The organism is Arthrobacter sp. RAF14, assembly GCF_052114185.1.
Classification (GTDB): domain Bacteria; phylum Actinomycetota; class Actinomycetes; order Actinomycetales; family Micrococcaceae; genus Arthrobacter_E.
Genome location: NZ_JBFREG010000003.1, coordinates 155,473 through 175,831 on the forward strand (window position 1 = coordinate 155,473; position 20,359 = coordinate 175,831).

Annotated in this window: 16 protein-coding genes; 8 read left to right on the forward strand and 8 right to left on the reverse strand. The window is 70.0% G+C overall.

The features are described from left to right. Positions 1-68 precede the first annotated feature (68 nt). The 3 genes from AB4Y75_RS11020 to ppc all read left to right on the forward strand — a co-directional run bounded on the left by AB4Y75_RS11020 (position 69) and on the right by ppc (position 5,403). Positions 69-1,472: a SpaH/EbpB family LPXTG-anchored major pilin gene (locus AB4Y75_RS11020; RefSeq protein ID WP_441435922.1), complete on the forward strand. Its 1,404-nt coding sequence runs from the start codon at positions 69-71 to the stop codon at positions 1,470-1,472. Positions 1,473-1,499: 27 nt separating this feature from the next. Beyond that, complete coding sequence (locus AB4Y75_RS11025) at positions 1,500-2,435, forward strand: class C sortase (RefSeq protein WP_441435923.1); 936 nt, start codon at positions 1,500-1,502, stop codon at positions 2,433-2,435. A 133-nt stretch (positions 2,436-2,568) separates the two neighbouring features. After that, positions 2,569-5,403, forward strand: a complete 2,835-nt coding sequence (gene ppc, locus AB4Y75_RS11030; protein ID WP_441435924.1) for a phosphoenolpyruvate carboxylase — start codon at positions 2,569-2,571, stop codon at positions 5,401-5,403. 76 nt (positions 5,404-5,479) lie between these two features. On the opposite strand, the gene AB4Y75_RS11035 is transcribed toward ppc, so the two are convergent. Further along, entirely contained in the window at positions 5,480-6,070 is a 591-nt protein-coding gene (locus AB4Y75_RS11035; protein ID WP_441435925.1) for a DedA family protein, read from the reverse strand. A 113-nt stretch (positions 6,071-6,183) separates the two neighbouring features. Between AB4Y75_RS11035 and AB4Y75_RS11040 the strand changes: the two genes are divergently transcribed. Next, on the forward strand, positions 6,184-6,600 hold the full coding sequence (locus AB4Y75_RS11040) for a hypothetical protein (RefSeq protein WP_441435926.1): 417 nt from the start codon (positions 6,184-6,186) through the stop codon (positions 6,598-6,600). Positions 6,601-6,644: 44 nt separating this feature from the next. Here the strand turns inward: AB4Y75_RS11040 and AB4Y75_RS11045 are convergent, their stop codons facing one another. Then, on the reverse strand, positions 6,645-7,595 hold the full coding sequence (locus AB4Y75_RS11045) for a pseudouridine synthase (RefSeq protein ID WP_441436032.1): 951 nt from the start codon (positions 7,593-7,595) through the stop codon (positions 6,645-6,647). 169 nt (positions 7,596-7,764) lie between these two features. On the opposite strand from AB4Y75_RS11045, the gene AB4Y75_RS11050 reads away from it, so the two are divergent. The 3 genes from AB4Y75_RS11050 (at position 7,765) to AB4Y75_RS11060 (ending at position 9,703) form a co-directional block, all read left to right on the forward strand. Beyond that, the gene (locus AB4Y75_RS11050) at positions 7,765-8,202 is read left to right on the forward strand and encodes a VOC family protein (RefSeq protein WP_441435927.1); all 438 of its coding nucleotides are present in this window, start codon (positions 7,765-7,767) and stop codon (positions 8,200-8,202) included. Positions 8,203-8,364: 162 nt separating this feature from the next. Next, positions 8,365-9,018, forward strand: coding sequence for a helix-turn-helix domain-containing protein (locus AB4Y75_RS11055; protein ID WP_441435928.1), 654 nt, complete (start codon positions 8,365-8,367; stop codon positions 9,016-9,018). Continuing rightward, positions 9,011-9,703, forward strand: a complete 693-nt coding sequence (locus AB4Y75_RS11060) for an SRPBCC family protein (RefSeq protein ID WP_441435929.1) — start codon at positions 9,011-9,013, stop codon at positions 9,701-9,703. The genes AB4Y75_RS11055 and AB4Y75_RS11060 overlap by 8 nt, the downstream gene beginning before the upstream one ends. Before the next feature lie 103 nt (positions 9,704-9,806). Here AB4Y75_RS11060 and yczR read toward each other — a convergent pair whose 3' ends face one another. Beyond that, positions 9,807-11,294 (reverse strand): MocR-like transcription factor YczR, encoded by a 1,488-nt coding sequence (gene yczR, locus AB4Y75_RS11065; protein ID WP_441435930.1) that lies wholly within the window; start codon positions 11,292-11,294, stop codon positions 9,807-9,809. 60 nt (positions 11,295-11,354) lie between these two features. Between yczR and yczE the strand changes: the two genes are divergently transcribed. Further along, on the forward strand, positions 11,355-11,996 hold the full coding sequence (gene yczE / locus AB4Y75_RS11070; RefSeq protein ID WP_441435931.1) for a membrane protein YczE: 642 nt from the start codon (positions 11,355-11,357) through the stop codon (positions 11,994-11,996). 58 nt (positions 11,997-12,054) lie between these two features. Here the strand turns inward: yczE and AB4Y75_RS11075 are convergent, their stop codons facing one another. The 5 genes from AB4Y75_RS11075 to AB4Y75_RS11095 all read right to left on the reverse strand — a co-directional run bounded on the left by AB4Y75_RS11075 (position 12,055) and on the right by AB4Y75_RS11095 (position 20,339). Next, positions 12,055-12,684 carry an MBL fold metallo-hydrolase gene (locus AB4Y75_RS11075; RefSeq protein WP_441435932.1) on the reverse strand — a complete coding sequence of 210 codons (630 nt, stop codon included), beginning with the start codon at positions 12,682-12,684 and terminating at the stop codon, positions 12,055-12,057. Beyond that, positions 12,681-13,775: an S-(hydroxymethyl)mycothiol dehydrogenase gene (locus AB4Y75_RS11080; protein ID WP_441435933.1), complete on the reverse strand. Its 1,095-nt coding sequence runs from the start codon at positions 13,773-13,775 to the stop codon at positions 12,681-12,683. Before AB4Y75_RS11080 ends, AB4Y75_RS11075 begins: the two co-directional genes overlap by 4 nt. Before the next feature lie 123 nt (positions 13,776-13,898). Beyond that, a complete protein-coding gene (locus tag AB4Y75_RS11085) occupies positions 13,899-14,420 on the reverse strand; it encodes a tetratricopeptide repeat protein (RefSeq protein WP_441435934.1) in 522 nt (173 codons plus the stop codon). Further along, positions 14,417-15,355, reverse strand: a complete 939-nt coding sequence (locus AB4Y75_RS11090; RefSeq protein ID WP_441435935.1) for a DNA-formamidopyrimidine glycosylase family protein — start codon at positions 15,353-15,355, stop codon at positions 14,417-14,419. The genes AB4Y75_RS11085 and AB4Y75_RS11090 overlap by 4 nt, the downstream gene beginning before the upstream one ends. Next, complete coding sequence (locus AB4Y75_RS11095; protein ID WP_441435936.1) at positions 15,348-20,339, reverse strand: DNA glycosylase AlkZ-like family protein; 4,992 nt, start codon at positions 20,337-20,339, stop codon at positions 15,348-15,350. Before AB4Y75_RS11095 ends, AB4Y75_RS11090 begins: the two co-directional genes overlap by 8 nt. Positions 20,340-20,359: the final 20 nt, after the last annotated feature.

Genomic DNA, 20,359 nt, shown 5'->3' on the forward strand with positions numbered 1-20,359 from the left:
GCAGACAACACTCCATCCCCGCATCTCCGGCGATCGCCGCCGGTGACCTCCGAAAGGAAACCAACACCATGGGCCACTCCACGTTTGGCCTGGGGCGGCGCTTCGCCGCCCTGGCCGGCGCCGTCGCGCTCGCACTGGTCGGCGGCGCCGCCGCAGCCCAGGCGGACACCCCGGCACCGTCGGCAGGCAACATCAACGAGTCCACGCCGACGTCGCTGACGATCCACAAGTACGACGGCACGCCCGGCGCGGCCGGTGACGGCACCCAGAAGACCGACACCTCGCAGCTCGGCAACGCCCTGGCCGGGGTGACCTTCAAGATCACCCCGGTGACCTCGAAGAACGGCCAGGTCCTCGACCTGCACACGCAGGCCGGCTGGGATCTGCTGCAGGGTGTCAAGGCCTCCGATGTGACCGCGGCGAACGGCTACGCGTTCGGCACCCCGGTCAGCGTGACCACCGGCGCCGACGGCTCCGTGACCCAGTCCCTGCCGCAGGCCGTGTACCTGGTCACCGAGACCGACCCGGGCACCAACAACGTGATCTCCCCGGCCCAGCCGTTCCTGGTGACCCTGCCGCTGCCGCAGAGCAACGGCAACTGGCTCTACGACGTGCACGTGTACCCGAAGAACAAGATCAACACCACCACCCCCACCAAGGAGGTGGCCGATCCGGTCGCTCCGGTGCTGGGCTCCCAGGTCACCTGGACCATCAACGCCCCGGTGCCCGCCCTGGCCGCCGGTGACACCTACAAGTCCTTCGTCATCACCGACCAGCTGGACTCCCGCCTGAGCTACACCTCCGCCACCGTGGACGGTTTCACCTCCGGCACCGATTACACCGTCACCGAGTCCAACGGCCTCGTCACCATCACCTTCACCCCGGCCGGCGTGGCCAAGCTCTCCGCAGGCCAGACCGTCGTGGCGAAGGTGACCACCAAGGTCACCTCCCTCGGGACCGACGGCGTCATCAAGAACAGCGCCACCGTCAACACCAACGGCTCCAAGGTGGACACCAACAAGCCGAGCACCAACTGGGGCCCGCTGCAGATCCTCAAGTACGCCCAGCAGGACGAGAGCAAGACCCTCTCCGGCGCTCACTTCGAGATCTACACCGCCAAGGACGCCGCTCAGCCCGTGGGTACCCTCGTGACCGACGCCAACGGCAAGGCCTCCATCAGCCTCTGGGTCGGCAACAACGACGTCACCAGTAAGACCTACTGGGTCAAGGAGACCCAGGCTCCGGCCGGTTACACCCTGCCCCAGGACCCGTGGACCCAGGTCACGGTCAAGGCCAACGGTGACACCGCCCCGGTCGTGCTGAAGATCGCCAACACGCAGCAGCCCGCCGTGACTCTGCCGTTCACCGGCGCCGAGGGCCAGCTCCTGCTGACCGTCACCGGCATCGCCCTGGTCCTGGTCGCCGTCGGCGCCGCGCTGGTCATCAGCCGCCGTCGCGCAGCACAGCGCTGAGACCGGTGACCCCCAACGGGTGAGTTCATGAACGCTCCCAGCACAGCGCCGGCCCCGGGCACCGCCCGGGGCCGGCGCGTTGCCCGCCCCGCCCGCGCCTGGCGTCTGCCGGTGGCCGCCGTGGTGGTCGCCGTCATAGCCCTGGCCGGGATGGCGGTGCTCCTGTATCCCACAGTGGCCTCCTGGTACTCCCAGCTCGAGCAGTCACGGGTGATCGCCAACAGCGCCACGTCCGTGGACGCCGACCGCGGCCGCGAGAACGAGCAGCTCCGGCTCGCCCACGCCTACAACAAGGCCCTCGCCTCCGGCGCCGTGCTCGACGCCAACCAGCGCATCCCCACGGGCGAAGGCAAGAGCAGCGACAGCTCGCTGAAGTACGACGCGATCCTCAAAGACCCCGCCACCGGGGTCATGGCACGCCTCATGGTCCCGTCGATCGGGGTCGATCTGCCGATCTACCACGGCACCGCGGATGACACCCTGCTCAAGGGTCTGGGCCACCTGGAGGGCACCTCCCTGCCGGTGGGAGGCACCGGCACCCACTCGGTCATCACCGGGCACCGCGGCCTGGCGAACGCCACCATGTTCACCGATCTGGACCGGGTGAAGGAGGGCGACATGTTCAGCCTCTCCGTCGCCGGCGAAGTGATCAGCTACAAGGTCGTCAACACCCAGGTGGTGGACCCGGATCAGACCAAGCCCCTGCAGGCCGTCCCGGGCAAGGACCTGGTCACCCTGGTCACCTGCACGCCGCTCGGCATCAACTCCCAGCGCATCCTGGTCACGGGGGAGCGGGTCACGCCGACGCCGCCCGCCGACATCGAAGCCGCCGCGGCCATTCCGACCATCCCCGGCTTCCCCTGGTGGGCCGTGATCCTGGGCGGAGGACTTCTGCTCGCGATCGTCTACGTCTGGCGCAGTGGCTACGCGCCGCGCGTCCGGGCCGTGCGGAGCGCTGCCTGAACGGTCCGCACGGCGGCCGATGGTTCCCCTCAGAGGGTGCTTGCGGCTAAGATCACATGCTCAGCAGCCAGCCGATCTGGCTCTCAGTATCCAGCGACGTGTACTGGCCATCCCCTGTTCCGAGGAAGCGCCCATGCCGTTGAACAACCCTGTGCCCACCGCCGTCCCGAATCCGGGTGACCCCAGCGAGGAACTGGCCGCGGAGCTGCGTGCCGATGTCCGCCGGGTCTCCACGCTCCTGGGCCAGTCCCTGGTGCGTCAGCACGGCCCCGAACTCCTCAAGCTCGTGGAGCAGGTGCGCCTCCTGACCAAGGAGTCCAAGGAAGCCGCGCGCGGCGTCGGTGACGCCACCGGGCCCTGGAGCGCCGACGACGTCGCGCAGCAGGTCCGCGAGCTGCTCTCCTCCCTGCCGCTCGAGGAGGCCACCCGCCTGGTCCGCGCCTTCGCCTTCTACTTCCACCTGGTGAACGCAGCCGAGCAGGTCCACCGCGTGCGTGTTCTGCGCTCCCGGGCTGAGAAGGACGGCTGGCTGGCACGCGCCGTCACCGAGATCGCCGAGCACGCCGGAACCGAAGCACTGCAGGACCTGGTCAACGAACTGGACGTCCGCCCGGTGTTCACCGCGCACCCGACGGAGGCCTCCCGCCGGTCCGTGCTGGACAAGCTCCGCGCCCTCTCCGATGTGCTGTCCGAGCCCACCGAGGAGGGGACCTCCGCCCGCAGCCGCCAGGACCGCCGGCTCGCCGAGATCATCGACCAGATGTGGCAGACCGACGAACTGCGCCAGGTCCGGCCCACCCCGATCGACGAGGCCCGCAACGCCATCTACTACCTCGGCAACATCCTCACGGGGGCCATGCCGGAGGTCATGACCGAGCTCGGGGACCTCCTGGCCGAACACGGCGTCACCCTGCCGGCCGAGAAGGCCCCCATCCGGTTCGGTTCCTGGATCGGCGGCGACCGGGACGGCAACCCGAACGTCACGGCCGAGGTCACCCGCGAGATCCTCCAGCTCCAGAACCAGAACGCGGTCCGGATCGCCATCTCCCTCCTGGACGACCTCATCTCCGTGCTGTCCAACTCCACCGCCCTGGCCGGCGCCAGCGAGGAGCTTCAGGAGTCGCTCCGCGAGGATCTGGCGAAGCTCCCGGGCCTGGACAAGCGGGTTCTCGAGCTGAACGCCCAGGAGCCGTACCGTCTCAAGCTGACCTGCATCAAGGCGCGCCTGCTCAACACGGCCCGCCGCATCGCCGCGGGCGGACCCCATGAGCCCGGCCGTGACTACGTCAGCACGGAAGCCGTCCTGGCGGATCTGCGGCTCGTGGAGAACTCCCTGCGCGAACACTCCGCATCCCTGGCCGCCGACGGCGCGCTGGCGCGGGTGCAGCGAGCCGTCGCCTCGATCGGCCTTCAGCTGGCCACGCTGGACATCCGGGAGCACGCGGACCACCACCATGACGCCGTCGGCCAGCTCTTCGACCGCATCGGCGAGCTGAGCGGCCCCTACGCGGAGCTGTCCCGGGAGGAACGCTGGGACGTGCTCCGGGCCGAGCTGGCCTCGCACCGCCCGCTCTCCGGCCACCCAATCGTGCTGGACGGCGTCGCGGACAACACCTACAACGTGTTCCGGGTGATCCGGCAGGCGCTCAAGGCCTACGGTCCGGACGTGATCGAGACCTACATCATCTCGATGACCCGCGGCGCCGATGACGTTCTGGCCCCCGCGGTCCTGGCCCGCGAGGCAGGCCTGGTCCAGCTGCACGGCGAGAACCGCTACGCCAAGATCGGTTTCGCACCCTTGCTGGAGACGGTGGATGAGCTGCGTGCCTCGGCGGAGATCGTGGACCAGCTCCTCTCCGAACCCTCGTACCGCGAACTCGTGCGGCTGCGCGGCGACGTGCAGGAGATCATGCTCGGCTACTCCGACTCCAACAAGGAGTCCGGCGTGATGACCAGCCAGTGGGAGATCCACAAGACACAGCGCAAGCTCCGCGACGTGGCACTCAAGCACGGGGTGCGCCTGCGCCTCTTCCACGGCCGGGGCGGCTCGGTGGGCCGCGGCGGCGGGCCCACCTATGACGCCATCCTGGCCCAGCCGAACGGCGTCCTGGAAGGCGAGATCAAGTTCACCGAACAGGGCGAGGTCATCAGCGACAAGTACTCGCTGCCGGAGCTGGCCCGCGAGAACCTGGAGCTCTCCCTGGCGGCCGTCATGCAGGGTTCGGCCCTGCACCGGGCCCCGCGCACCACGGAGGAGGAACGGGAGCGCTACGGCCAGGTCATGGACGTCATCTCGGACGCGGCGTTCGCCCGGTACCGCACGCTGATCGACGACCCCGACCTCCCGGCGTACTTCCTGGCGTCCACCCCGGTGGAGCAGCTGGGCCAGCTCAACATCGGGTCCCGCCCGTCCAAGCGCCCCGACTCCGGGGCCGGTCTGGGCGGTCTGCGGGCCATCCCCTGGGTGTTCGGCTGGACGCAGTCCCGTCAGATCGTGCCCGGCTGGTTCGGCGTCGGTTCGGGTCTGAAGGCCGCCCGCGAAGCCGGTCTGGAGCAGGAACTGCAGGAGATGGCGCAGCGCTGGAACTTCTTCGCCTCGGTGCTCTCCAACGTGGAGATGACCCTGGCCAAGACGGACATGGACATCGCGAGTCACTACGTCGGCACGCTGGTCCCGGAGGAACTGCACCGGCTCTTCGACGCCATCCGTGCCGAGCACGCGCTGACGGTGGCGGAGGTGGAACGTCTGACCGGGGAGAACGAACTCCTGGACGCGCAGCCCACCCTCCAGCGTTCCCTGCGGGTCCGTGACCAGTACCTGGATCCCATCAGCTACCTGCAGGTGGAACTCCTGCGCCGCGTCCGGGAGGAGGCCGGCGCCGGGGAGTCGGAGATCGCCGAGACCTTGCAGCGGGCCATGCTCATCACCATCAACGGAGTGGCCGCCGGCCTGCGCAACACGGGCTGAGCCGCGGCGCGCCGCGCGGGGCGGGAGGCTCCTGCCCCGCGCGGCCGTCGTCGTCGGTGTCTTGCGCCGTCCGGTGTCAGGATGACCGACGACGGCGGCGGGTCACGATCAGCCCCAGCACGCCGCCCACCAGCACGCCCACCGCGAGCCCCAGCAGTGAGCTGGCCCAGAACGGCAGGCGGGTGGTGTGGCCGGTGACGTAGCCGAGGCCGACGCTCCACGCGGCCCACAGGAGGCTGCCCAGGAGCGAGCACGCCACGAAGCTCCGGGTGGACACGTCCGCGATCCCGGATCCGGCGGAGAGCGCGAGCCGCCCGCCCGGCAGGAAGCGGAGTCCGATGATCACGCCGTAGGTCGGTGTCCGCCCTGCGCGTTCCAGGGCGCGGTGTATCCCCGCATGGATCTTCGAGGTGAGCGTCCACCGGTCCATGAGATGGGCCAGCCGCCGCTTGAACAGCAGAAACACGACGAGCTCGCCCAGGAACGAGCCGAGGGTCGCGAGGGCCAGCGCGAGTGGCAGGGAGCAGTGCCCCTCCGCGGCCAGGGCGCCCGCCGCCACCACCAGCGCCTCGGAGGGCAGGGGCGGGAAGACGGTGTCCGCCATCACCAGGGGGACGATCCACCAGTAGAGCGCGGTGCTCCACGTGGTGGGATCGGAGAAGTCCATGGCTACAAGGTACGTCACCGCGGGCCGGGGTGGGGGCGGAGCCGCGGGCGGTGAATCCCGGGCCGGTAAAGTGGGCACCGTTCACTCGTACGGAGATCTTTGGGGGTATTTCCATGGGAAGACTGTTCGATGGCCCGTGGCCGGTTCTGCTCATCATCATCCTGACCCTGGGAGTGGTGGCCGCGCTGCTCATCCTGGCAGTGGTCGCCAGCGCTCGGCCCAGTCAGGACGCGGCGTATCTGGCCCGGCTGCGCGACGGTCAGCTGACGGTCGAGAGCCAGACGGACTACCTGCAGGGGGTCGGCCACCGCACGCGGGCCCTCGTGTCGGGCGTGATCGGATTGTTCGTGCTGGGCATCGTCTTCGGGCCCGTCGCGATCGTCCAGGCGGGCCGTGCCGAAGCCCTCGGAGTCACGGCGACGGCGGGCAAGGTGCTCGGCTGGATCAGCGTGGGCTTCAGCATCCTCTGGGTGCTCGGCGTCGGCATGGGATTGTCGAGCCGGCTCGGCTACCAGCCGCCTGGGTATTGAGTCGGCCGGGTGCTGACTCGCCTGGGTATTGAGCCGCAGGACCCTCAGCCGCCGTGCGCTTCGGACAGCGTCAGCTCGCTGCGGTATTCCACCGGCTTGCCGGACAGCGGGTCTACGAAGCGGATGCCTCGGGCCAGGAGCTGGAGCGGCCGGTCGTAGTCGTCCGGGGCCTTGTCCAGCAGGACGGGGTAGAAGGGGTCGTTGACGATCCCCAGCCCCAGCGACGCCATGTGCACGCGCAGCTGATGCGTCTTCCCGGTGTGCGGTTCCAGACGGTAGAGGGCGCGCCCGCGGGGGTGTGCGCCGTCGTCGTTCCGGGTGCTGAAGACCTTCGCGCGCTCGATGCGCGTCTCGGTGTTGGGCTCGCCGTCCACCACCTGGGCCAGAAGGTAGTCGCGGGACTTGGCCATGCGATTGCGGACCAGGGCCGGGAACTCCGGTTCGGCGAAGCCCTCGGCGGGGATCGCGGCGGAGACGCATTCGTACTCCTTCTGCACCTTCCGCTTCTCGAAGAGCACCTGGTACTTCCCGCGGGTGTCCGGGTTGGTGGAGAACAGCAGCACGCCCGCGGTCATGCGGTCCAGGCGGTGCATGGGGATGAGGTCCGGGATGTCGAGCAGTTTGCGCAGCCGGACCAGGGCCGACTCCTGGATGTAGGTCCCGCCGGGGGTGGTGGGCAGGAAGTGCGGCTTGTCCACCACCAGCAGATCGCCGTCCTGGTGCAGGATGGACAACTCCACGGGTAGTCGCTCCTCGGCCGGGAGCGTGCGGTAATACCAGATGAAGGTGTGGTCGCGGAGGGGAGTGCCACGGTCCAGCGGTGCGCCGGTCTCGCCGACGATCTCCCCGGCGTCGAAGCGATCCAGGATCCCCTGGGGGTCGACGTGGCCCCAGCGGTGCAGCATGTATTCCAGCGCGGTCTCCCACGGGCCGTCGTGCGGCAGGCGCAGGCGGGTGGCGTTGACGCCGTCGCGGACCGGCAGGGGGGATCTCATCACCGGGACAGTTTAGTCGGGAGGCGGTTGGTCGGGTGGCGGGCGGTGCTGGCGGGGCGCGCATTCCGTCGACTGTGCACTTTCTCGGGGCGATGAGGTCTGGAACCCCGAGAAAGTGCATTCTCACGCAGGGGTCCCCGACGGCGAGGCCCGGGCGTAGGCTGGCGCCATGACCACTTTCAGGCTGGACCATGTGGGTGTGACCGTGCAGGACCTGGACGGCGCCATCGCGTTCTTCGAGGCGCTCGGGTTCGAGGTGGAGGGCCGGGCCGAAGTCGGCGGCCCCTGGGCTGACCGGGTGAACGGCCTGAACGGAACCCAGGTGGAGATGGCGATGGTCCGGCCGCCCGGCGGCGGGGAGGGGAAGCTCGAACTCACCCGCTTCATCACTCCGCCCGCCGAAGGCGATTCGGGCGGACGACCCGTCAACAGCTACGGGTTCAGCCACATCTGCTACCAGGTGGACGATGTGCGCGACGTCGTGGCGCGGGCCGAAGCGGCCGGTTACGGCCTGGTGCGGGAGCTGGTCAATTACCAGGACATCTACCTGCTCGCTTACCTCCGCGGCCCCGAAGGCCTGCTGGTCGAGGTCGCCCAGGCGCTCTGAGGCTCGGGCCGCTCCTTTTCGCAGACCGCCCCTTTCATCGACTGCTCCACAGGATGCCGTTTTCCCGCCGATTCAGGCCGGAAGCGGCACCCTGTGGAGCAGTCGATGGTTGGAGGGAAAAATCTTCTTGACAAGAAAATTTGTCGGTGAAATCATGGAGCCATGAAGGACATCGAAGTGATCGAGGATCCCCAGGTCGCAGAGGTCTCGCTGGACCCCATGCGCTCGCGGATCCTGGAAGCGCTCGTGGAACCCGCCTCGGCGGCCACGGTGGCCGGGCGGATCGGGGCCCCTCGGCAGAAGGTGAATTACCACCTCAAGGCCCTGGAATCGGCCGGTCTGGTGGAACTGGTGGAGGAGCGGCGCAAGGGCAATATGACCGAGCGGGTCATGCAGTCCAGCGCAGGGTCGTACCTGATCTCGCCGCTGGCTCTGGCCTCCATGGCGCCGAAACCCGAGAAGTACACGGACCGCTTCTCCGCCTTCTGGATGCTCGCCCTCGCGGGGCGGCTGGTCCAGGAAGTGGGCAAGCTGATCGCGGGAGCGGTCGCCGCGCGGAAGCCGCTGGCGACCTTCGCGATCGACGCCGAGCTCAGCTTCGCCAGCGCCCGCGACCGGGCGGAGTTCGCCCAGGAGCTGTCCGCCGTCGTCGACTCCCTGGTGGAGAAGTATCACGACGCCGGCACCCCCGGCGCGCGCCGGCACCGCCTGGTGCTCGCGCTGCACCCCGAACTGAAGAAGGGCGCGGAAGCCGCCGCGCCCGCAAGCGGCATCGCAGACACCGTAGACGCAGACAAGGAGCAGGACCATGAGTGAGAACCGCGAATTCCGCATCGAAGCCACCACCGAGGTGGAAGCCACTCCCGAACGGGTGTGGGAGGCGATCAACGACGCCACCGCCGCCTGGATGTTCCCCACGGACCAGTGGCCGGCCGAGTACCCGGTCAAGGAATACCCCACGCATGTGATCTCGCGGATGGACGGCCCCGACGGGTGGTTCAACCAGCTGGAGAACACCATCGAGGCGCTTCCGGGCGGCAAGTCCCGCATCAACTATGTGCACAGCGGAGTCTTCACCGATGACTGGGACCAGCAGTATGACGGCGCGTCCAAGCACACGCTGTTCTACCAGCACACCCTGGGGCAGTACCTCAAGTACTTCGACGGCCAGTCCGTGGTGTTCACCGACGTCCAGGGCCCGGCCGCCTCGGGAACCACCGATGCGTTCGACAAGCTCAAGGAGGCCTTCGGGATCGCCGAGGCGCAGGCCGGGGACAAGGTCTCCGTGACGGTCCCCGGGGTCGGTGAGCTGAACGGCGAACTCGACTACGCCAACGAATGGTTCTTCGGGATCCGCACGAGCGACGCCCTGTACCGCTTCTTCGGCCGGAACCACTTCGGCTCCGTGGTGGGTCTGACCGTCCACGACTTCTCCGGATCGGGGGACTCCGAGGCCACCGCCGCCGCGTGGAGCCGGTACCTCGAGGGCCTCTACTCCTGAGCTTTCGTCCCTTCGAATCGACTGCTCCGCAGGGCGCCGTCCCAACCCTGGAAACGGGTGGAATCGGTGCCCTGTGGAGCGGTCGTTCGTGAGGGGCGGGGCGTCAGGCGATCGCGACGGCGGGCGGTTCGGGCAGCAGGCGCCGGAGTCCGGGGGTGCGGAGCAGCTGGTCCTGGGCGTCCCTGAGCACCAGCACGCCTCGTTCGAGGTCGCCGGGTGGAAGGGTGAACGGCAGGCGCAGGAAATGTTCGAACGCGCCGCCGACGCCGAAACGCGGTCCCGCGGCCAGCCGGACCCCGCGCTGTGCCGCCAGGAGGGTCAGTGCAGCGCTGCTCACAGCCTCGCCCTGGGCACCCGTCCCGGGGAGCCGGCACCACACGGACAGCCCGCCGCGGGGCTTCTCGGTGCGCCATCCCGGCAGGTGTTCCGCCAGGAGTGCGAGCAGGGTGTCCCGTTGCCGCTCCAGCTCGACCAGCCGTGGGCGCAGGCCCGGAAGGTCGTGCTGGAGGAGGTGCCGGCCGGCCAGTTGCTCGGCCACCGGGCCGCCGAGGTCCAGTGGAGTCCGGGCCCACGCCATGCGCTGGATGTTCTCCGCCGACGCCCGTGCCCAGCCGATGCGGAGCCCGCCCCAATGGGTCTTGCTCAGCGAGCCGATCGTGACCACGCCCGGGCCGTACGAGCCCAGGTGCGGGGGAGCGATGCCGTCGAAATCGATGTCCCGCAGTGTCTCGTCGGCGATCAGCACCGTGCCGGCCGCCGTCGCGGCCCGCACCACACGGCGTCGCTGGTCCGCAGGCATGAGGCGGCCCGTGGGGTTCTGGAAATCCGGGATGAAGTACGCCGCGGCTGGGCGGTGCCGGGCGAGGGCGGCCTCGAAGCCGTCGACGTCCCAGTCCCCGGCGAGCGGGAACGCGAGGGGGACCGCCTTGCACCTGCGGGCGTTGAGGGCGTCCAGCGCGTGAGGGTAGCTGGGGTGTTCCACGAGGACCCGTTGCCCCGGGCTGACGAATGCCGCCAGGGCCAGGGTCATCGCCTGCTGCGCCCCGCTCGTGACCATGACCTGGTCCACGGTGGTGGGCAGGCCCTCGGCGGTGAATTTCGCGGCGATGGCCTCCCGGAGTTCGGGGAGCCCGTACGAGTCGTAGCCGAATCCGGGGAGCAGTGCGGGCAGCTCGCTCAGTGCGGCGGTGTAGGCCTGATGAACGGCCGCGCCGTTGGCGGGGAGGCACGCGTAGGCGAAGTCGACCACCCCCTCGGGTGCGCGCAGTCCCGGCGCGTAGTCCGTCCGGGCCGCCCAGGGGTCCGCGTTCCCCGTCTGGCTGGGGATGCAGGTGCGCGCCCGTGTGCCCTGCCCGGCGGAGAGGAAGCCCTCCTCCCGCAGCGCGTTGTACGCGGCCGTCACGGTCGTCCTGCTCACCCCGAGCGCCAGAGCCAGCGTGCGCTCGCTGGGCAGCGCCGAGTCGAGCGGCAGGCGCCCATCTAGGATGAGAAGACGCACGACGTCGGCCAGCTCGCGGTACGCGGGCGCCGTGCCGCGGCGCCATTCGCCGAGGAGCCGGACGAAGGGTGTGCTCGAAATGGCCTGGTTCACGAAGCCAGTATCTCAAAGTGGCTATGTTTTTCATAGCCACTTGGCTGGGAAGGTGGAGTCATGATGTTCCGAAGGATTTCTCAGCTCACCGCCGGCCTGGCCCTCTACGGCTTCTCCATCGCCCTGTTCATCCGCGCCGGGCTGGGCACCGCTCCCTGGGACATCCTGCATCAGGGCGTTGCGCGGCTGACCGGGATCAGCACGGGTGTGGTGATCATCGTGCTGAGCTTCCTGATCCTGCTGCTCTGGATCCCCCTGCGGCAGCGGCCGGGCTGGGGCACGCTCGCCAACGCGGTCCTGGTGGGGCTGTTCGTGGACCTCTCGATGCCGCTCATCCCACGGGCCGACGGCCTGCTGTGGCAAGTGCTGTTCCTGCTCGGGGCCCTGGTGCTGAACGCGGTGGCGACGGCCTGTTACATCTCCGCGAACTTCGGGCCGGGAGCCCGCGACGGTCTCATGACCGGTCTGGCGCGGCGCACAGGATGGCCGCTGTGGCGCTGCCGCACACTGATCGAGGTGACGGTGGTGGCCATCGGCTGGGCCCTGGGCGGAGTGCTCGGCGTGGGGACCGTGGCCTACGCGTTCGGCATCGGCCCGCTGGTGCAGTGGCTCATGCCGGTCTTCGCGATCCCGGGCGTGCACCGCGGGGGCGCCAAGGTGGAGGCTCCCGCCGTCGAGCGTCTCCCCTCGACTGCTCCGTAAACGTCCTTTTCACGCCTGAAAACGACATCTACGGAGCAATCGATGAGGTGAACGGGCGTCAGTGGCCCCGGTCGATCCATTCCTGAAGCTGCGGAGCCTCGGCCCCGATACTCGTCGATTCCCCGTGGCCGGTGTGGACCACCGTCTCGGCCGGGAGGGTCAGGAGACGCTCCCGGATCGAGTCGATGATGGTGGGGAAGTCGCTGTAGGAGCGGCCCGTGGCACCGGGGCCGCCCTGGAACAGGGTGTCCCCGGTGAACACGGCGCCGAGCGCGGGCGCGTGGAAACTCACGGAGCCGGGGGAATGACCCGGGGTGTGCACGGCCACCAGTTCCGTCCCCGCGACCGTGAAGCGCTGCCCGTCGGCGATCTCCTCGTCCGGCGCCGTCTCGGGGTAGACCGCCTCCCAGAGCATCCGGTCCTCGGGATGCAGGTGCACCGGGGCGTTCACCAGCTCGGCGAACTCCCGGGCGTGGCGGATGTGGTCGTCGTGGCCGTGGGTGAGCAGGACTGCCTGGACCGTCCGCCCGGCCACGGCTTCGGCGATGCGAGCGGCGTCGTGGGCGGGGTCGATCACCAGCACCTCGGCGTCGTCGCCCACGATCCACACGTTGTTGTCCACGTCCCAGGTGCCGCCGTCCAGGGAGAAGGTCCCCGACGTGACCAGGTGCTCGATGCGGGCGGTCACAGTTCCACCACCGAACGCAGCACTTCGCCGCGGTGCATCTTGTCGAAGGCCGCCTCGACCTCGCCCAGGCCGATGCGTTCGGTGACGAAGGCGTCCAGCGGCAGACGGCCCAGCCGGTACTGGTCCACCAGCATGGGGAAGTCGCGGCTGGGCAGGCAGTCGCCGTACCAGGAGGACTTGAGGGAGCCGCCGCGGCCGAACACGTCCAGCAGCGGGAGGTCCAGCGTCATCTCCGGAGTGGGGACCCCGACCAGGACCACGCGTCCGGCCAGGTCACGAGCGTAGAACGCCTGCTTGTACGTCTCCGGACGCCCGACCGCATCGATCACGACGTCGGCGCCGAAGCCCCCGGTCAGCTCGCGGATGCCCTCCACCGGGTCAGTCTCTCCGGAGACGATCCCGTGCGTCGCTCCGAGCGTCTTGGCGAGTTCCACCTTGGCGGGATCCAGGTCGACCGCGATGATCGTGGTCGCGCCGGCCAGCTTCGCCCCGGCGATCGCGGCGATGCCCACGCCGCCGCAGCCGATCACGGCCACGGATTCGCCGCGCTTGACCTCACCGGTGTTCATGGCGGCGCCGATGCCGGCCATGATGCCGCAGCCGAGCAGGCCGACCGCGGCGGGGTCCACGTCGTCATCGATCTTGGTGCACTGACCCGCGGCGACGAGGGTCTTCTCGGCGAAGGATCCGATCCCGAGGGCCGGCGAGAGCGGCGTGCCATCCTGCAGGGTCATCTTCTGCGTGGCGTTGTGGGTGGCGAAGCAGTACTGCGGCTGACCCTTGGCGCACGCGCGGCACGTGCCGCAGACGGCACGCCAATTGAGGATGACGCGGTCGCCGGGCTCCAGATCGGTGACATCCGGGCCGACCGCGCTGACCACGGCCGTGGATTCGTGGCCCAGGAGGTAGGGGTAGTCGTCACCGATGCCACCGAGCTTGTAGTGCAGATCCGTGTGGCAGACACCGCAGCTCAGGACATCGACCAGAGCCTCTCCGGGTCCAGGATCCGGCACCAGGATGGTCTCGATGCTCGCGGGAGCACCCTTCTCCCGGACGACTACTGCCTTGACTTCGTGGACGGCTGCGGCCATGAAACACCTCCGGTGCTGTGGGGTTGGTGTGCGTGTGTTCCGAGCCTAGCGACATCGGTCGGCTCGTGCCGCGGCGGGACCGCCGTGGCGCTCAGTGGGTCGCGAATTCGGCGAGTGTGACGCTCAGCCGGTTTGGCTGGTCTGGTTCGTCTGGCGGTCCAGGCCGACGAGGTATTTGGCATTGCCGCGGAGCGCCGCCTCGTAGCGGGCGAGTTCCGGCGAATCGACGTGGTCGGCGAAGAGTGTCAGCGCCGAGGAGAGCGCCGCATGATGACGGCCCTGGGCGTGCAGCGTCAGCAGCTCGAAGACGCCCAGGGAGAGCGAGGCCGGGAACTGCTCGCGGCCCGCTCGGAACAGTTCGGCGGACCGCTCCAGCTCGCCGAGATTCCGCAGGGTGCTGCCGTACTGGAGGTAGCACTTGCGCAGGCTCTCGCCGTCGAGCCCTGCCTCCATGGCCCGTTGGTAGTAGCCTTCGGCGACCGCCTCCTGGCCGTCCGTGTCGTAGGCGCCGCCCACCTGATACAGCACCTCGGGATGATCCGGGTGCTCGGCCAGCACCTCCAGGAAGGCGTCGATGGTGGGCTGCATGTTCTCCCGGTCGCGCGCCGAGAAGATGGTGTCGAGACGGGTCTCCAGGCTGGTCATGCTGTCCTCCGGGGTGGTTGGTCGGGCGGGAGCGGCTGGCACCGCGGGCAGTAGTAGATGACGCGGTCCTGGGAGGCGCGGGCCGGCCCTCCGGAGCGTGGTCCCGGTTCGCCCAGTGACCCTTCGCGGAGGGGGGTCCGGCACCGCAGACAGGGCTGTCGGGCCCGCCGGTACACGTGGTACCGGGGCCAGGACCCGCCGCCCGCGGGCCGGATGCCCCGGGGGAGCGAGGTGGTCTGGCGGGCCGGGGTGTCACGGTTCATGTCGAGGAGCCGATGAGCTTCGGCCACGACGCCGGGCAGATCCAGCGTGCCGTGTGGGCTGGGATCGGGGCGGTCCGGGATCCCGGTCCGGTCGAGGAGCGCCTGCACCGGTGCGGCGGGGTGGATGCCGGCCAGGAAGCACAGTTCGTTCCGGTAGATGTTCCCGATCCCCGCCATCACCCGTTGGTCCAGCAGAGCCAGACCGAGCGGACGTGTGGGGTCGGCGCGCAGATTCGCCTCCGCCGTCGCCGGGTCCCAGTCCGAGCCGAGCAGATCGGGGCCCAGGTGCCCCACGACGCTGGGCTCGGCGGAGGTCTTCAGCACCTCCAGAATGCCCAGGGAGAACCCGACGGCGGACCCCCGCTCGGTGCGCAGGACCACCCGGGCGGTGTGCCCGGGCTTCCGCCAGCGTTCCCCGGGCTCGTAGAGCTGCCACTCGCCTTCCATCTTCAGATGGGAGTGGATGGTCAGGCCCTCGCGGTCGATGCCGGCCGGAGGGATGAGACGGTGCAGCAGGTGCTTGCCGCGGGCCGTGACCTCCTCGGTCCGCCACCCTGTCAGGTCCAGCGTGGCGAAGCGGGGCACACGGAAGTCGCTGGCGAGCAGGGTGGCGCCGCGCAGGAAGGCGTCCAGCCGTGAAGCGGCGCGCCAGACGGAATCCCCTTCAGGCACGGATCCTCACTCCTCGCGGCGTGGAGTAGGCGCCTGCGGCGAGGAACGCGGCGGCCAGGGGGGTGTCCAGGAGGTCCCGTCCGTTCACCTTCTCCATGGCCAGCCGGTCCACGGCGCCGCGCCGGACGGTCGAGACGAGGGAGCCGGCCGCCTCCGTCAGCAGGGACTCGTCCTCGGTGAAGCTGAGCAGCGTCTTCCCGCCCCGTTCCACATAGAGGATCAGCCGACCGTCCACGAGCACCACCAGGGCGCCCGCCTTCCTTCCCGGCCGGTGGCCGCTGGCGGCGCCGTCCAGGGTGGGCCAGGGCAGGGCCGCGCCATAGGCGTTGGCGGGATCCGTGGCCGCGAGTGTCACCGCGGTGTGGGGGCGGTCCTCGGCCGCCAGGATGCTGCCATCCTCGGAGAAGGACCGCAGCCGATCCACGGTGGCGGGGACGGAGAACTGGGCCGCGCCGAGTTTCTCGATGAAGTAGCCGCGGCGCGTCCGGCCGCTCTCCTCCAGTTTGCTCAGGACACGGTAGAGCAGCGCGAAGCCGCCCGGCACCTGTTCGGAGACCACCGAACCACGCGTCAGGACCCCGTAGCGGTCCAGGAGCAGCTCGGCGAGGGCGTGTGCCCGGACGGTGGGATCCAGCGGCTGCGGCATGACCGCCGACCACCGTCCCGCGCCCAGGGGCGGCACGACCGTCAGCCCGGGGCCGTCCAGCCCGACGCCGGGGAAACCGCCGGCCTGACCGAGGCGGGAGCGCCGCAGAGGTCGGGCGCGGGACGGCCTCGGTGACTGTTTGTGGGCGGTCCCGCCGCCGGCGAGCAGGGCCCGGACGGGAGCGAAGGTGTCCCCGGTGACCCTCCCGGCCCAGACCAGACCCCAGAGTTCCGCGACCATCTCCTCATCCGTGAGGACGGAGTCCAGTCCGCCCGCGCTCTCCTTGAGGGGGCGGAAGAAGTACGCGCCGCCGCCGGCCAGGTGTTCCAGCAGACGTTCCTGGGGCGCCGTGGGGTCGAATTCGAGGGCGGGATTGACCGTCAGCGCGGCGGATTCCGCCAGATGCAGGCTGATCCAGCCGTCATTGCCGGGCAGGGAGGAGGTCCCGGTCCAGAGCACCTCCCCGCTCGCCATGAGCTCGTCCAGAAGGGTGGGGGAGTAATCCCGGACCCTGGCGGGAAGCACCAGGTTTTCCCAGGCGGAGGCGGGGATGGGCACACCGGCGAGCTGGTCCACCACCGTGAGGACGCCGTCGAGACCCCGGAGAGCCGCGGAGCTCCGGGAGGTGCCGACGTTCTGCCAGGAGGGCAGGAACCGGCCGAACGCATTCGCGTCGACCGGCTCCACCTCGGCGCGCAGGGCAGCGAGCGAACGCCGGCGGAGCCTCCTGAGCACTTCGGCGTCACACCATTCCTGGCCGCCGACCAGCCGGGCCGTCTCACCGACGGACGCGCCTCCGGGGAGGCTCGGGTCGGGCAGGGCCCCGCCGACGGAGACCCCGCCGTCAGTGGCTCCGTTCTGGCCGCTCTCCAGGCTCTGGGTCTCCGGAACACCCTCGGGATGCGGACGGAATTCGCCCTCGACCACGCGGCCGTCGGCGGCGAGCCGTTTCAGGACGGAGAGCACCACGGCGGTGCCGAGCCCGAGGCGTGTGGCGAGTTCCGCCGTCGTGAAGGGGCCATGCGTGCGGGCGTAGCGGCCCACCAGATCGCCGAGCGGATCGGCGACCGGTTCGAGGAAGGCGAGCGGGACGCCCATCGGAAGCGGCACGCCGAGGCCGTCGCGCAGCCGGGCGGAATCCTCCACCGCGGCCACATGTTCCTGGCCCCGCAGGCTGAAACGCAGTGCCCGGCCCGTGGCGACGAGCTGCCGCGCGTGCTCCCCGGCGTCGTCAGGATCCTGCAGGCGCGCCGCGATCTCCGGCACGGTGAGAGGGCCCAGGAGCCGGAGCAGATCGGCCGTGCCTTCGACGCCCCGGAGGCGCCGGTCGGGCAGGAGCCGCTGCAGTTCCAGCCCGGTCTGTTCCACCACGGCGGGGTCCAGGAGTTCGCGCAGCTCCACCCGGCCGAGGAGTTCGTTCAGGAGCCCGGAATCCAGGGACAGCGCCGCGGCCCGGCGCTCCGCGAGCGGGGAGTCGCCCTCGTAGAGGAACTGGGCCACGTAGCCGAAGAGCAGGCTGCGTGCGAAGGGGGACGGCTGGGAGGTGGTGGTCTCGGAGATCTGAATCTCGCGGCGCTCGATACGCCCGGCCACGTCCTGCAGGGCGGGGAGGTCGTAGACGTCCTGCAGGCACTCCCGGACTGTTTCCAGGACGATGGGGAACTGCGGGTACTTCTTCGCCACGTCCAGCAGCTGCGCGGCGCGCTGACGCTGCTGCCAGAGCGGCTGCCGCTTGCCGGGCGTCTGCCGCGGGAGCAGGAGCGCACGCGCTGCGCACTCCCGGAAGCGCGAGGCGAAGAGGGCGCTGCCGCCGACCTCCTCCGTGACGATCCGTTCGAGCTCCTCCGGTTCGAAGAGGAACAGCTCTGCTCCCGGCGGTTCATCCTCCATGAGGGGGACGCGCAGCACGATCCCGTCGTCGGCGGCCATGACCGAACCGTCCAGCCCGTACCGCTCCTGGAGCCTGCGCCCCACGGCCAGAGCCCAGGGAGCATGCACCGGCATGCCGAACGGGCTGTGCAGGACCACGCGCCAATCGCCCAGTTCATCGTGGAAGCGCTCCACGAGCAGGGCCCGGTCGTTCGGCACCACCGTGGTGGACTGCTGCTGTTCGTTCAGATACGCCACGAGATTCCCGGCGGCGAAGGGGTCCAGCCCGATCCGCTCGCAGCGGGCCACCGCGGCCGACTCGTCCGCTCCGGACACCTCCCGGATGAACTCGCCGAGGGCCTGACCCAGTTCCAGGGGACGGCCCAGGGAGTCGCCTTTCCAGAACGGGAGCTTGCCGGGCTGCCCGAAGGCGGGGGTGACCAGGACGCGGTCGAAGGTGATGTCCTCGATCCGCCAGCTCGTGGCGCCGAGGGCGAAGACGTCGCCCACCCGGGATTCGTACACCATCTCCTCATCCAGCTCACCGACGCGTTTGCTGGATTTGGAGTCCTCCTCGCCCACCAGGTAGACGCCGAACAGGCCGCGGTCCGGGATGGTGCCGCCGGACACCACGGCCAGACGCTGCGCACCGGGACGGCCCTCGATGGTCCCGGCGTTCCGGTCCCAGATGATGCGCGGGCGGAGCTCGGAGAACTCATCGCTGGGATACCGGCCCGCGAGCAGATCCAGCGTGGCGTTGAAGGCTCCGCGCGGCAGTGCCGAGAACGGCGCCGAGCGCCGCACGACGGTGAACCACTGCTCGACGTCGATCGGCCCCAGCGCGGTGGCCGCGACCGTCTGCTGGGCCAGGATGTCCAGCGGGTTCTGAGGGATGCTGAGCCGTTCGATCTTGCCGGCGGTCATGCGCTCCACGGTCACGGCCGTGTGCACCAGATCGGCCCGGTGCTTGGGGAACAGGACGCCCTGGCTGACCTCGCCCACCTGGTGCCCGGCGCGGCCCACGCGCTGGAGGGCGCTGGCCACGGACGGTGGCGACTCCACCTGGATCACCAGATCCACGGCGCCCATGTCGATGCCCAGTTCCAGGCTGGACGTGGCGACCACGCAGCGCAGCCGCCCGGATTTCAGATCGTCCTCGATCTGGGCCCTCTGCTCCTTGGACACGGAGCCATGATGGGCCCTGGCCAGGATGGGCTCCGCACCGGAACTCTGCCCGGCCTGGGCCATCATGTGGGCCGGTGTGCCGGTCGACGCCGGCGCGCCGTCCCGCAGGCGCTCGACGGCTGCCGCCACGGCCTCGGCCGCCGGACGGGGGAGGTCACCGTCCGGCAGCCCGCCGTCGCCGTCGTTAAGTCCGTCCGTGGAGCCGTCCGCCCAGGCACTCTCGACCTGGCGCTCCGCGTAGATCTCATTGAGCCGGGCGGTGAGACGTTCGGCGAGCCGACGGGAGTTGGCGAAGACGATGGTGGACCGCCGGGCCAGCACGTGGTCCACGATCTTCTCCTCCACATGCGGCCAGATCGAGGCCTGTGGCTGGAGTCCGGACGCCGGGCCGAGGTCATGGGCCGAGGCCGCGGCCGGGAGGTCCGACATGTCCTCCACCGGCACGCTCACGGTGAGTTCCCACGTCTTCGAGGCCGGCGGGGCCACCACGGAGACGGGGGACTCCCCGCCCAGGAATCGGGCCACGAGATCACGCGGCTCCACCGTGGCGGACAGGCCGATGCGCTGCGCGGGCCGTTCCAGCAGGGCGTCGAGCCGTTCGAGGGAGACGGCCAGATGGGCGCCCCGCTTGGTTCCCGCCACCGCGTGGACCTCGTCCAGGATGACGGTGTCGACACCCTTGAGCGTCTCCCGCGCGCTGGACGTCAGCATGAGGAAGAGGGACTCGGGCGTGGTGATGAGGATGTCCGGCGGGTGGCTCAGGAGTTTCCGGCGTTCGTTGGCCGGAGTGTCGCCGGACCGGACCCCTACGCTGACGTTCGGCGCGGGGAGTCCCAGGCCCTTGGCGGTCTGGGTGATGCCGATCAGTGGAGCGCGAAGATTGCGTTCCACGTCCACGCCGAGCGCCTTGAGCGGGGAGATGTAGAGGACTCTGGTGCGCGGTCCGGCTTTCCCTGAGGCCGGATCCGGGGGACCGGACGGCGCGGGCAGGTCCGGGATGTCCAGGGTGCCGTCCTGCGCCGGGGCGGGAAGGGAGGAGGCCTCACCGGGGCCGTGGATCAGCCGGTCCAGCGCCCAGAGGAACGCTGCGAGAGTCTTGCCGGAGCCGGTGGGCGCGACCACGAGGGCATGGTGGCCCTGCGAGATGGCGTGCCAGGCCTCTTCCTGCACCCGGGTGGGGGCGGCGAAGGCGCCCAGGAACCACTGGCGGGTGGCCTTGCCGAAGCGCGCCAGGACCTCGGCGGGAGGGTTCCCGGCGTCGTCCTTCAGGGCTTCGTATGACATGGGACCATCTTGCCGTAGGA